Source organism: Propionicimonas sp., from assembly GCF_049840635.1.
In the GTDB taxonomy this organism is placed as follows: domain Bacteria; phylum Actinomycetota; class Actinomycetes; order Propionibacteriales; family Propionibacteriaceae; genus Propionicimonas.
In genome coordinates this window covers 645,637-659,778 of the sequence record NZ_JASGKL010000005.1, presented here as the reverse complement: position 1 = coordinate 659,778, position 14,142 = coordinate 645,637, and the positions used below count along the sequence as shown (strand labels likewise).

The window sequence follows — 14,142 nt, the reverse complement described above, 5'->3', positions numbered from 1 at the left end:
CCCAGGGAGATCATGAACATAAAGCTCATCGTCGGCGTCCTGCTCGCTCCGGTGCTCGTGGGCGCCCTCGCCGGATGTACGCAGGCAACGCCGACCCCGACCCCGACGGCCGTGTCGGTCGACCCGAGCCGGGTGTCTCCCACCGACCTGCCGACGCCGCCGGTCGTGAAGGACTCCCAGGGCGACGTGAAGGACCTGACGCTGGGCGAGTGCGCCACGGAGGCCGGCACCCAGAAGGTGTCCGGCTCGCTGACCTCGACGCTGCCCGACACGCAGGACTTCCTCGTCACCGTGAGCTGGACGACCGCCTCGGGTGACGTGATGGGACGGGGCTTCGCCGTCGTCCAGGACCTCGCCCCTGGCAAGACCGAGTCGTTCGAGATCACCGCCGACGTCGCCCCCGGCGCCACCCAGTGCGTCAAGGGCGTCGAGTACGGCACGATCAAGCGCTGACGTCGCGTCGCCGTCGACCGAGGAGGGGACGGTTCCTCTTTCGGTCCACGGTTCGTGAGGGCCACCCCGTCCTGACCGAGGACCACTGTTCCCGTCGAGGACCACGGCCCCGACAAGGGCTTTCGACGCGAACGATGGCCGTCAACGCCGGGCCGGCGAAGGCGGGATTAACCCTTGTTAACGCGGGTGCGCGTCCGGTTGATCGGCGTCCGGCCCAGAGTTTTCGAAAACTCCGGGGCCGCTCGAGCGCACGGTGGTCGTCGCACGCGGTCGTCGACGCCCCCATCCGGGAGCCTGGCACCCTGCTGACTAGTGGAAACGCTCTCGACGGGGTGTGGCCCGGGCCCGCGGAACCCCGTCCGACTAGGACAAACGCCGTCCCAAGGGGTGGACGCGGGTCCCCCCGACGGGGACGGAGTCACCCGCGCGGGTCTCGTTAGGCTCCGCTCCGGTCGATCGACGACTCGCCGGAGGGGTCCCGGGCGGGTCCTGACCACCGCCATCGTGCCGGGGACCCGTGGCTGAGAGCTGAGGACATGGCGCACTACGGGACCAGGAAGGCGATCTCTGCGCTGCTGGCGCTGCCCCTGACGCTGGGGCTGGCACTGTCCGGGCCGACCACGGCAGCGACCGCTGCCACCGGCGACCTGGTCTGCGGCAACGGCTACGTCTACGCGGTGCGAGACGGCGGCGCGAACGTCACGGAGAACGGTGACCTGATCCGGGTCAACACCTCGACCGGGGCCGCGTCCGCGATCGGCAACTTCGCCAGCGGCACCACGGTCAAGCTGAACGCGCTGGGGATCTCCGGCGACGGCGGGACGGCCTACGCGATCAGCGACGCGGCGTCCGGGTCGGCCACCGTCTACACCTGGAAGAACGCGACCGGGGCGACCACGTCCACGCCGATCACCGGCCTGAACAGCTCGCTCGTCACGATCAAGGCGGGCGCGGTCGACCCGTCCACGGGCGCCTACTGGCTCGGTGCCGGCGTCGGCTCGACAAGCGGCGAGGCCTTCTACCTGTACAAGGTCGACCTCTCGAGCGGCAAGGCCGTGCTGGCCGCCACGACCACCTGGCTGGGCAAGAACGCCGACATGGCCTTCGACGCGAAGGGGAACCTGTACCTGGCGGTCTCGTCCACCGCCGAGGCGGGGGCACTGCGCGAGATCAAGGCCGGCGACCTGAGCGGCACCAACCCGACCTACACGACCCTGGCCAACAACCTGCCGAAGAGCCAGTACCCGGGGGTGGCCTTCGCGTCCGACGGCTACCTGTACATGTCGCTGAGCGGCTCGACCTACTCCACGCTGTACAAGTTCAACCCGACCAGCGGCGCCAGCGTCTCCTCGCAGGAGATCACCTCCTACGGGCGCTTCTTCGCCGACCTGGGCTCCTGCGCGACCCCGACCGTGATGGACGCGGTCAAGAAGAAGGTCGTCGACCGCAAGGCGTCCGGCGACCAGTTCACGGTGTCGCTGTCCGGGAACGGTGTGCCCGCCACCGCCACCGCCACCACGACGGGCACGAACACCACCGTGGCGACCGACTCGGTCCTCGTGCTGCCGGGGCTCACCTACACGGTGGCCGAGGCCGCGTCCGGGACGACCACGCTGAGCAACTACGTGAGCACCTACGACTGCGTGAACGCCAACACCGGCCTGTCCTTCGCCTCCGGATCGGCCACGTCCGCGACCGTCACGATGCCCACGACCGGCTCGGACGGGCAGGGCGCGTACATCACCTGCACGTTCACCAACGAGGTGAAGAACCCGCAGATCACGCTCACCAAGACCGCGACGGGGACGCCGACGAAGGCGGGCAACACGATCTCCTACAGCTTCACGGTCGCGAACACCGGCAACCGGGACCTGACCGCGGTGGCGCTCACCGACAACCTGCTCACCGGCGTCAGCTGCCCTGCGACGACCCTCGCGGTCGGCAAGTCGATGACCTGCACGGCCAACGCCTACACCGTCACGCAGGCGGACGTCGAGGCGGGCAAGGTCGTCAACACCGCCTCCGTCGCCGCGTCCCCGCCGAGCGGTGAGGGTTCCGCCGGCTCGGTCACCGATTCCGACAAGGTCACCGTCACCATCGCGCAGACCGCCACGCTGAAGATCGTCAAGAGCCTGTCGAGCGGCAACCCGTTCCGGGCCGGCGACCAGCTGACCTACGGCTTCACCATCACCAACACCGGCAACGTGGCGGTGACCGGTGTGGGGGTGGACGACACCCTGCTCACCGGTGAGGCCTGCGCGGCCACCACCCTCGCGCCGGGCGCGTCCACGACCTGCACGGCCGGCGCCTACACCGTCACCGCGGCCGACGTCACCGCGGGCAAGGTGGTCAACACCGCGGCTCCGACCGGCAGCAGCGTTTCCGGCAGCCCGTCCACCGACTCCGACTCGACCACGACGGTGACGACGAAGATCGGCACCCCGCCCGCCGCCACGGGCGACACGAAGACCACCAAGCAGAACATTGCGACCACCGTGAACCCGCTGGCGAACGACACGGCCGGCGTTTCCGGCACCGGCACCGTCGGCGCGCTCGATCCCACCTCGGTGGTCCTGGTCGCGGGCAGCGGCGACACCGTCAGCAACGGCGGCAGGAAGCTGGTCAACTCCGACGGCACCTACGAGGTCGACGCCGCCACCGGCGTGGTCACCTTCACCCCGGCGTCCAACATCGCCCGCATCGCGAAGGCCATCACCTACCAGGTCACCGACTCGACCTTCGGCCTGACGGCCACCAGCGGGATCATCATCACGATCACCCCGATCACCCCGACCGCCGCCGCCGACTCGGCCACCACCGCCTACCGGACACGGGTCACCTTCGGCATCCTCGGCAACGACGCGGCCGGCGACGTGAGCGTCCCGCTCGTCGCTGCCAGCGTGGTGTTCACCGCCAGTGGCACCGACACCCTCACCACCGCCCAGGGCACCTACAGCGCCGACGACTCCGGAAACGTCACCTTCACCCCGGCCGCCGGCTTCACCGGCACCACCACCGCCGTGCCGTACAGCGTCGCGGACGCCAACGGGACGGTCGCGACGGCGAACCTCACCGTCACCGTCGCGAAGCCGCCGGCCCCGTCCGCGTCGGACGACAGCGGCTCCGGCCTGCAGGGGAGCCCGGTCACGGTCACCCCGGTCACCAACGACACTGCCGGTGGCAAGGCCACGCTGGACGCGACCACGGTCGTCCTCAAGAAGTCGGACGGGAGCTACGCCCAGACCCTCGTCGTCGCAGGCAAGGGCACCTGGACGGTGAACGCCGACGGCACGGTCACGTTCGCGCCGCTGCCCGGCTTCACCGGCTCGGTCACTGCGCCGTACCGGATCGCCGACGAACTCGGCCAGACCGCGACCGCCACCGTCACGGTGACCATCACCGGCGTGACGCCGGTCGCCGCCGCGGACACCAACCACGCCCCGTACGGCACCGCCTCCGTCGACACCGACGTCCTGGCCAACGACACCGCCGGCGACGGCAGCGTCCCGCTGGTCAAGGGTTCGGTCGTGTTCAGCGACGGTTCCACCACGCTGACCAACGCTGACGGCACGTACACCGTCGACACCGCCACCGGCCACATCGCCCTCGCCTCGGCGTCCGGCTTCACCGGCACGGCCACCCCGGTCACCTACCGGGTCGCCGACACCAACGGCACCACCACCACGGCCACCCTCACCGTGACGATCGGAGCGCCGCCGTCGGCGGCGAAGGACGCGGCGACCACTCCCCAGAACACCCCGGTGACGTTCGACCCGCTCGCCAACGACGAGGCCGGCACCGATGGGGCGGGCCACTCCGGCACGCTGGTCGCCACCTCGGTGGGGTTCACCGGCGCCGGCGTGACCGACGCCGGCAGGACGGTCGTGCTCGCCGGCAAGGGCACGTTCTCGATCAACGCCACCACGGGCGCCATCACCTTCGCCCCGGACGCCGGCTACACCGGCACCACGCCGGAGGTTCCCTACGCCGTCACCGACAGATTCGGCAACGTCGCGGCCTCCACCGTGAAGGTCACCGTCACCCCGATCGTCCCCGATGCGAAGGACGACACCAACCACGCCCCCTACGGCACCGCGTCGGTGGCCACCGACGTCGTCGCCAACGATGTCGCGGGCGCGGTCGGCGTCCCGCTGGTCCCCGCCGGCATCACCTTCGCCGACGGCACGACGACGCTGGCCACCGTCGACGGCACCTGGACGATCGACGCGGCCCACCCGGGGCAGATCAGCTTCGCGCCGGCCAGCGGCTTCAGCGGCACGGCCTCGGCGGTCAGCTACGTCGTCGCCGACACGAACGGCACCACCGACACCGCGACCCTGACCGTGACCATCGGCCAGCCGCCGGTGGCCAGCCCGGACGTCGCGTCCACCCCGCAGGACGTGGACGTCACGGTCGACCTCCTCGGCAACGACGCCGCCGGCTACGACGGCACCGCAGCCGGCGGCCTCGGCAACCAGGGGACGAAGCTCCCCGCCTCGGTGGTGTTCACGTCCTCCGACGCGACGAACGCCGGCCGGACGCTGGTCGTCCCCGGCGAGGGCACGTACACGATCGCTCCGGCGACGGGCGCGGTCACGTTCGACCCCGAACCGGCGTTCACCGGCACCGCCACTGCGGTCGGCTACCGGTTCACCGACAGCTTCGGCAACACCGCTGCCTCGACGGTGACGATCACCGTGGCGGCGATCACGCCGTCCGCCGACCCGGACACCACCCACACGCCGTATCGCACGCCGGTGACCACGACCGTGCTGGCCAACGACTCCGAGGGCGCCGCCTCGGCGCCGCTGCAGCCGGGCACCGTCACCCTCACCACCGCGGGCAGCACCGATGCCGGCAAGACCCTGGTCGTGGCCGGCGAGGGCACGTGGGCGGTCAAGGCCGACGGCGCGATCACCTTCTCGCCCGCGAACGGTTTCAGTGGCGTCGCCCTGGTCGCCTACCAGGTGCTCGACGAGAACGGGACGCCGGCGTCCGCCACGCTGACCGTGACGGTCGGCACCCCGCCGACCGCCGCCGACGACTCCGGCACCACGCCCCAAAACGTGGACATCACCCTGAGCGTCCTGTACGGCGACCACGCCGGTGACGACGGCGCGGGCATCACCGGCACACTGGACCCGGCCTCCGTGCGGTTCACCGCGGCGGCGGCCATGCACGGCGGTCGCACCCTGGTCACGTCCGAGGGCACGTGGACGATCGATGCCGCCGCAGGCACCGTCACCTTCGACCCGGACACGTCCTGGACCGGCACCACGGCGGCCGTGGGGTACGAGGTCACCGACAGCTACGGGAACCCCGCGACCGCGGGCATCCGGGTCACCGTCACCCCGGTCGTCCCTCTCGCCCACGACGACAGCGCCTCGACCGCCTACCGGACGCCGGTCACCGTCCCGGTGCTGACCAACGACCTCGAGGGCGCGGCCTCCGCGCCGCTCGACCCGACGTCCGTCGTCATCACCACCACGGGCGCGGACGCGGACGGCAAGGGGCTGGAGAACGGCGACGGGACGTGGTCGGTGAACGGGACCTCGGGGAAGGTCACCTTCGCCCCGAAGGAGGGGTTCACCGGCGACGCCGTGATCACCTACCGGGTGGCTGACGCCAACGGCACCACGACGTCCGCCACGGTGACCGTGACCGTGCACAGCCCCGCGGCCCCGACCGCGGTGGACGACACGGACGCCACGCCGTACCTCACCGCCGTCACCACGCCGGTGCTGGCCAACGACACCGCGGGCGGCCTGGCCGCCCTCCAGACCGGCAGCGTGGTGCTGACCGGTGCCGGGGCGAGCCCCGACGGCAGGACCCTGACGAACGCCGAGGGCACGTACACGGTGAACGCGAGCGGAACGGTCACCTTCACCCCGGCGTCCGGCTTCAGCGGGACGGCCACGGCGGTCACCTACCAGGTGAGCGACGAGCTCGGGCAGACCGGCACGGCCACGCTGACCGTCACCGTCGGCACCCCTCCGGCAGCGGTCGACAACACGGCCACCACGCTGCAGGGCATCCCGGTGACGATCGCCGAACTCGGCAACGACACCCCAGGCACGGACGGCGCCGGCACGTCCGGCACGCTGACCAAGACGTCGGTGGAGTTCACCTCCGCTTCCGCGACGGACGGCGGCAGGACGCTGGTCGTCGCCGGTGAGGGCACCTGGACGATCGCAGCGAACGGCCAGGCGACCTTCACGCCGCTGCCGGCCTTCACCGGCACGACCACGGCCGTCGGCTACCGGGTCACGGACAGCTTCGGCAACACCGCGTCCGCCGCGCTCACCGTGACCGTGACCGGCGTCAGCCCGGTCCTGGTCGCCGACAACGGTCACGAGCCGTACGGCACCCCGGTCGTCGTCGACGTGCTCGACAACGACACCCCCGGCGACCCGGCCGTCCCGCTGGACCCGACCACCGTCGTGATCACCGACCCGGCTGCGGCCGTCGGCGGCCGGACGCTGGTCACCGACGACGGCACCTGGACGGTCAACGCGACGACCGGCGTGATCACGTTCACCCCGGCGGACGGGTTCTCCGGCACGCCCGACCCGGTCACCTACGCCGTGTCCGACGACAACGGCACCACGCGGACCACGACGGTCACCGTCTCGGTCGGCAACCCGCCGGAGGCGGACAACGACTCCGCCGTCACCCCGCACGACACGACCGTGACGCTCAGCCCTCTGGGCAACGACACCGCCGGCGACGACGGGGACGGGGTGCCCGGCACCCTCGACAAGGCGTCCGTCGTGTTCACGCCCGCTGCCGCGACCGACGGCGACCACACGCTGGTCATCGCCGGCCAGGGCACCTGGACGATCGACCCGGCCACCGGCACGGTCAGCTTCGACCCGCTGCCGTCCTTCACCGGCGCGAGCACGTCCGTGCAGTACCAGGTGACCGACAGCTTCGGCCACGACACCACCGCGTACCTGACGGTGACCGTCGGCGCGGCGTCGAAGGCCGTCGACGACTCGGCCACGACCCCGCAGAACGTGACGGTCCAGATCGCCACCCCGCTGGCCAACGACACGGCCGGCGACGACGGCGCGGGCGTCCCGGGCACGCTGGATCCGACGTCCGTCGTCCTCACCTCGGCGGACGCCACCCACTCGGGCAGGACCCTGGTCGTCGACGGTGAGGGCACCTGGACGATCGACCCGGTCACCGGCGTCCCGACGTTCGACCCGGACGCGGACTTCGTCGGCACCACCACCGCGGTGCAGTACGCGGTCACCGACAGCCACGGCACCACCGCGAAGGCCTCCTGGACGATCGTCGTCACCCCGATCACCCCGACCGCGGACGACGACACCAACCACGCGCCCTACGGCACGCTGTCGGTCACCACCACGGTGCTCGACGGCGACCTCCCCGGTGCCGCCTCGGCCCCGCTGGTGCCGGGCAGCGTGGTGATCACCACGGCCGGCGTATCGGCCGACGGCAAGACCCTGGTCGTGGACGACGAGGGCACCTGGACGGTGCACGCGGACGGCACGATCACCTTCGCGCCCGAGACCGGCTTCCATGGCGAGGCGACCCCGGTCGACTACACGGTCAGCGACCAGAACGGCACCACGGCGTCCGCAACGCTCACGGTGACGATCGGCGAGCCGCCGGCCGCAACGGACGACTACCCGACCACGCCGCAGGGCGTCCCGGTGACGTTCGACCCGCTGGCCAACGACCTCGCCGGCGACGACGGCACGGGCACCCCGGGTCGCGGCACGCTGGTCCCGACCACTGTCGTGTTCACCTCGCCGGACGCCACCAATGGTGGCAGGACCCTGGTGATCGCTGACAAGGGCACCTTCACCATCGACCCGGTCACGGGTGCGGTCACCTTCACCCCGGACGCGACGTTCGAGGGCACCGTCCCCGCGGTGACGTACGAGGTGACCGACAGCTTCGGCAACCCGACCACGGCGAAGATCCACGTGACCGTCGCCGAGATCATCCCGACCGCTGCCAACGACACCGCCACCACGCCGGCGAACACCCCGGTCACGCTGACGGTGCTCGGCAACGACACCGCCGGGGCGGCGTCCGCGCCGCTGTCGGCCGGCAGCGTGGTGATCACGGCCGACGGTGCGAGCGCGAACGGCAAGACCCTGGTCACGACCCAGGGCACGTGGAAGGTGAACGGCAGCGGGACGGTCACGTTCACCCCCGCCGACGACTTCACCGGCACGACCGATCCCGTGCAGTACCGGGTGGCCGACGCCAACGGCACCCCCGCGGTTGCGACCATGACGGTGACGGTGGGCGGGCTGCCGACGGCGCTGGACGACAGCGGCACGACGCTGCAGAACGTGGACATCACCCTCTGCCCGCTGTGCAACGACACCGCCGGCGACGACGGGGCCGCGCGCAGGGGCACGCTGGACGCGGGCTCGCTCGGGTTCACGTCCGCCGCCGCCACCCACGGGGGCACGACCCTCGTGGTGGCCGGCGAGGGCACCTGGACGGTGAACGACGACGGCACGGTCACCTTCGACCCTGAGCCGGCGTTCACCGGAGTGGCGACCCCGGTCGACTACGAGGTGACCGACAGCTTCGGGAACTCGGTCAGCGCCACGATCACCGTCACGGTGACCCCCGTGGTTCCGGAGGCGGCCACCGACAGCGGCTCGGGCGCCTACGACACGCCGGTGACGATCAACCTGCTCGGCAACGACGTCCCCGGTGACGACTCGGCGCCGCTGGTCGCGTCCAGCGTGGTGTTCACCTCACCGGACGCGACGGACGGCGGCAGGACGCTCGTGGTCGCGGGCGAGGGGACCTGGAGGGTGAACCCGGACGGCTCGGTCACGTTCACCCCGGTGGCCGGCTTCACCGGTACGACGACGCCGGTCGCCTACGAGGTCGCCGACACCAACGGCGTGGTGACCACCAGCACGGTGACCGCGGTGATCGCGGCCGGACCGGCGGCGAGCGCCGACCAGGTGAAGGGCACCGAGCCCGACCAGCCGGTGGTCATCGACGTGATCGGCAACGACACCGGGGGCAGCGGCTGCACGCTCCTGGCCACCTCGGTGGTGCTCCTCGTCGGCGATCCCGCTCGGGAGGTCACGTCGCTCACGGTGGACGGAGAGGGCCGCTGGGTGGCGAAGAGCGACGGCACCCTGGTGTTCACCCCGGAGTCCGGCTTCCACGGCTGGACCAGCTGGGTGGGCTACCGGGTCACGGACAGCTGCGGGAACCCGACGTCGGCGCAGGCCCGTGCCTGGGTCCCCAATGCGGCCGCGTCCGACTCCGACAGCTCGTCCGGCAGCGACTCGCTGGCGTACACCGGTGCCGAGGTCGGCGGAGCGCTCGGCCTGGGCCTCGCCCTGCTGGTCGCCGGCGTCGCCCTGGTGGCCTGGCGCCGCCGCCGCACCGCCTGACGCCGCCGAGGAGATCCCGGGTCAAGCCCGGGATGACAGCACTGCCACTCTGTCATCCCCGCGAAGGCGGGGATCTCGGCGGCGGTGCGGCCTCGTGGGGGTTCGAGATCCCGGGTCAAGCCCGGGATGACGGGGGAGGCGACTGTGTCATCCCCGCGAAGGCGGGGATCTCGTGGACGGTGGCGTCTCGTGGGGGTTCGAGATCCCGGGTCAAGCCCGGGATGACGGGAGAGGCGACTGTGTCATCCCCGCGAAGGCGGGGATCTCGTGGACGGTGGCGTCTCGTGGGGGTTCGAGATCCCGGGTCAAGCCCGGGATGACGTGGGGAGGCGACTGTGTCGTCCCGCCCTCTTTCCTTGTCATCCCCGCGAAGGCGGGGATCTCGTAGACGGTGGGGTCTCCTGCGGTTCGAGATCCCGGGTCAAGCCCGGGATGACGGGAGAGGCGACTGTGTCATCCCCGCGAAGGCGGGGATCTCGGGGTCGGTGCCGTCTCGTGGGGTTCGAGATCCCGGGTCAAGCCCGGGATGACAGCGAAGGGTGGTGGTGAACGGTCCCTGAGGAGCGGCGGGGTGAGGGACGAGCCCCGCCGCGTCACGAAGGGCCGCCGTCTCGGTGGATCGGGAGGGCGCCGGTGCCGGCGTCGTGGCGGCTTGCACGACGAGCCGGTGTCGGTGGCGCTGGGTAAGGTGTGCCGGTGATCCTGAGCGGCCTGGTCGACCTCGTCGGCGGCGAACCGGTCCTGGCTGAAGCCATCGCCGACGCGCGGTCCGGACGCGTCCCCGCGCTCGACCTCACGCTGCCCGACGCGGTCCGTCCGCTGTTCGTCGCGGCGCTGGCCGCGCAGACCGCCCGTCCGCTGCTGCTGGTCACCTCCACGTTCCGGGAGGCGGAGGCAGCGACGGCCGCGCTCGGCTCGCTGCTGGGTGCGGACGACGTCGCCTACTACCCGGCCTGGGAGACGCTCCCGCACGAGCGGCTCAGCCCGCGCTCGGACACCGTCGGACGCCGGCTCGCTGTGCTGCGCCGACTGGTCGGCAACGACGAGCTGCCCGCGCCGCGCGTGGTGGTCGCGCCGGTCCGCTCCGTCCTGCAGCCGCAGGTGAAGGGCCTCGCCGACCTCCTGCCTGTGACCCTTGTCGCCGGCCACGACTACGACCTCGCCGAGGTCGCGCAGGGACTGGTGGACGCCGCCTACATCCGCGTCGACCTGGTCGAGCGGCGCGGCGAGTTCTGCGTCCGCGGCGGCATCATCGACCTGTTCCCGCCGACGCTCGAGCACCCCGTCCGGATCGACTTCTTCGGTGACACCGTCGAGGAGATCCGGCCCTTCGCCGTGGCCGACCAGCGCTCCTTCGACACCACGCTGGACGAGGTCGTCGCGTCGCCCTGCCGCGAGCTCCTGATCACCGACGACGTGCGGGCGCGCGCGGCCGAGCTCGCCGCGACCCAGCTCAACGAGCCCGGCAACCTCGGGGAGTTGTTCGAACGGATCGCCAACGGCCACGCCGTGGACGGCATGGAGTCGCTCGCGCCGGTCCTCGTCGACGGGCTGGAACTCCTGATCGACGTGCTGCCGGCGAACACGCAGGTGCTGCTGTCCGATCCCGAACGCATCCGGGCTCGCGCGCACGAGCTCGTCGTCACCAGCGAGGAGTTCCTGCACGCGTCCTGGGCCGCGGCCGCCGAGGGTGGCAGGGCGCCGATCGACCTCGGCGCGTCCGCCTACCGCAGCCTCGCCGACGTCCGCGCGCACGCCCTCGAACTCGGCCAGTCGTGGTGGAGCCTCTCGCCGTTCAGCGCCGGGGAGGACGTCGCGCCGGACGCGACGTCGGGAGCCCCGGTGGGGGAGCGCATCGACTTCGGCGTCCCCACCCGGACGCTGGAGGCCACCGAGGCCCCGGTCTGGCGCGGTGACACCGAGGCGGCGGTGGCGACGATCCGCGCGTCGGTCGCCGCCGGCCGCCGGACGGTCCTGGTCGCCGACTCCACCGGCCTCGCCTCCCGCATGGAGGAGGTGCTGAAGGGCGCGGACATCCCGGTCACCCGCCCCGACGAGCTCACCGGGCCGCCGCCCAGCGGGCTGGCGTGCATCGTCCGCGCCGAGCTGCGCCACGGCTTCAGCCTGCCCACGATCGGGCTGGAGCTGTTCACCGCCGGAGACCTGTCCGGGCAGCGTGAGGCCGACAAGGCGTCCCGCAAGATGCCGGCCCGGCGCAAGAACCAGATCGACCCCCTCGAACTCAGCCCCGGTGACGCGGTCGTCCACGAGACCCACGGCGTGGGGCGGTACGTCGAGATGGTCCAGCGGACGGTGGCCGGCGCCACCCGCGAGTACCTGGTCGTCGACTACGCGCCGTCCAAGCGCGGCCAGCCCGGCGACCGGCTGTACGTCCCGATGGACCAGCTGCACCTGGTCACCCGGTACGTGGGCGGGGAGAGCCCGACCCTGGACAAGCTCGGCGGCGCCGACTGGACCAAGCGCAAGTCGCGGGCCCGCAAGGCCGTCCGCCAGATCGCGGCCGAACTGATCAAGCTGTACGCAGCGCGGCAGGCGTCCCGGGGGTTCGCGTTCAGCCCCGACACGGTCTGGCAGGGCGAACTGGAGGACGCGTTCGCCTACGTCGAGACGCCCGACCAGCTGGCCGCGGTCACCGAGGTCAAGCACGACATGGAGCAGCTCGTCCCGATGGACCGGCTGATCTGCGGCGACGTGGGCTACGGCAAGACCGAGATCGCGGTGCGGGCGGCGTTCAAGGCGGTGATGGACGGCAAGCAGGTCGCCGTCCTCGTCCCAACGACCCTCCTCGTCCAACAGCACCAGGCCACGTTCGCCGACCGGTACGCGGGTTTCCCCGTGACCGTCGCCGCGTTGAGCCGCTTCTCCACCGACGCCGAGAAGAAGAAGGTGATCGCCGGGATCGCGGACGGCGGCGTGGACGTGGTCGTCGGCACCCACGGCCTGCTGGCGCAGGACGTGGCGTTCAAGGACCTCGGCCTGGTCATCATCGACGAGGAGCAGCGGTTCGGCGTCGAGCACAAGGAGCAGCTGAAGAAGCTGCGGCTCAACGTCGACGTGCTGGCCATGTCTGCCACGCCGATCCCTCGGACGCTGGAGATGGCGATCACCGGCATCCGTGAGATGAGCGTGATCGCCACGCCGCCGGAGGAGCGGCACCCCGTCCTCACCTTCGCCGGACCGTACGACGCGAACCAGGTGCGGGCCGCGATCCGCCGCGAGCTCGCCCGCGAGGGCCAGGTGTTCTTCATCCACAACCGGGTGCAGAGCATCGAGAAGACCGCCCAGCAGCTGGCGGAGCTCGTCCCGGAGGCCCGGATCGCCGTCGCGCACGGCCAGATGAACGAGCACGCGCTCGAGCAGGTGATGGTCGACTTCTGGGAGCGGCGCGCGGACGTGCTGGTCTGCACGACCATCGTCGAGGCCGGGCTCGACATCTCCACGGCCAACACGCTGCTGATCGAGCGGTCCGACCTGCTCGGCCTCTCCCAGCTGCACCAGCTCCGTGGCCGGGTCGGACGCGGCCGCGAGCGCGGCTACGCCTACCTCTTCTACCCCCCGGAGAAGCCGCTCACCGACACCGCGCACGACCGGCTGGCCACGATGGCAGCCCACACCGACCTGGGCGCCGGCATGGCGATCGCGATGAAGGACCTCGAGATCCGTGGCGCGGGCAACCTGCTCGGCGGCGAGCAGTCCGGCCACATCGCGGAGGTCGGCTTCGACCTGTACATCCGGCTGGTGGGGGAGGCGGTCGCGGACTTCCGGGGCGAGGAGGCCGAGCCCGAGCCGGAGATGCGGATCGAGCTCCCGGTGGACGCCCACCTGCCCGGCGACTACATCGAGTCCGAGCGGCTGCGGCTGGAGATGTACAAGCGGCTGGCCGCGGTGGCGGCCGACGCCGACATCGCTGCGGTCAGGGACGAACTGCTGGACCGTTACGGCCCGCTGCCCGCCCCGGTGGAGGCGCTGCTGGCGGTCGCGTCCTTCCGGCTGCAGGCCCGCCGGCACGGCGTCCACGAGGTGGTCGCGCAGGGGAACATGATCCGTTTCGCCCCGGCCGACCTGCCCGAGTCGGCTCAGCTGCGGGCGTCCCGGCTGTACCCCGGATCGCAGTACCGCAAGGTGCAGCAGGTCCTGCTGGTGCCGCGCCCGGTCACGCGCCCGATCGGCGGAGCGCCGGTCACGGACGCACCGTTGCTCGCGTGGGCGGCCAAGGTGATGGCCGACGTCTTCACCCCCGTCGCCAGCGGGTAGGATCGCG

General features: G+C 71.8%; 3 protein-coding genes. All 3 read left to right on the top strand.

Annotated features, from left to right (window positions below):
* The first annotated feature begins 12 nt into the window (after positions 1 to 12).
* Positions 13 to 453 (top strand): hypothetical protein, encoded by a 441-nt coding sequence (locus QM779_RS09110; protein ID WP_428534401.1) that lies wholly within the window; start codon positions 13 to 15, stop codon positions 451 to 453.
* A 536-nt stretch (positions 454 to 989) separates the two neighbouring features.
* Entirely contained in the window at positions 990 to 9,860 is an 8,871-nt protein-coding gene (locus tag QM779_RS09105) for an Ig-like domain-containing protein (protein ID WP_428534399.1), read from the top strand.
* 696 nt (positions 9,861 to 10,556) lie between these two features.
* Positions 10,557 to 14,135 carry a transcription-repair coupling factor gene (gene mfd / locus QM779_RS09100; protein ID WP_428534397.1) on the top strand — a complete coding sequence of 1,193 codons (3,579 nt, stop codon included), beginning with the start codon at positions 10,557 to 10,559 and terminating at the stop codon, positions 14,133 to 14,135.
* Positions 14,136 to 14,142: the final 7 nt, after the last annotated feature.

Bases quoted from the DNA above. Each gene is read 5' to 3' on its own strand.
- QM779_RS09110 (WP_428534401.1), top strand. From the start codon at position 13: ATGAACATAAAGCTCATCGTCGGCGTCCTGCTCGCTCCGGTGCTCGTG.
- QM779_RS09105 (WP_428534399.1), top strand. From the start codon at position 990: ATGGCGCACTACGGGACCAGGAAGGCGATCTCTGCGCTGCTGGCGCTG.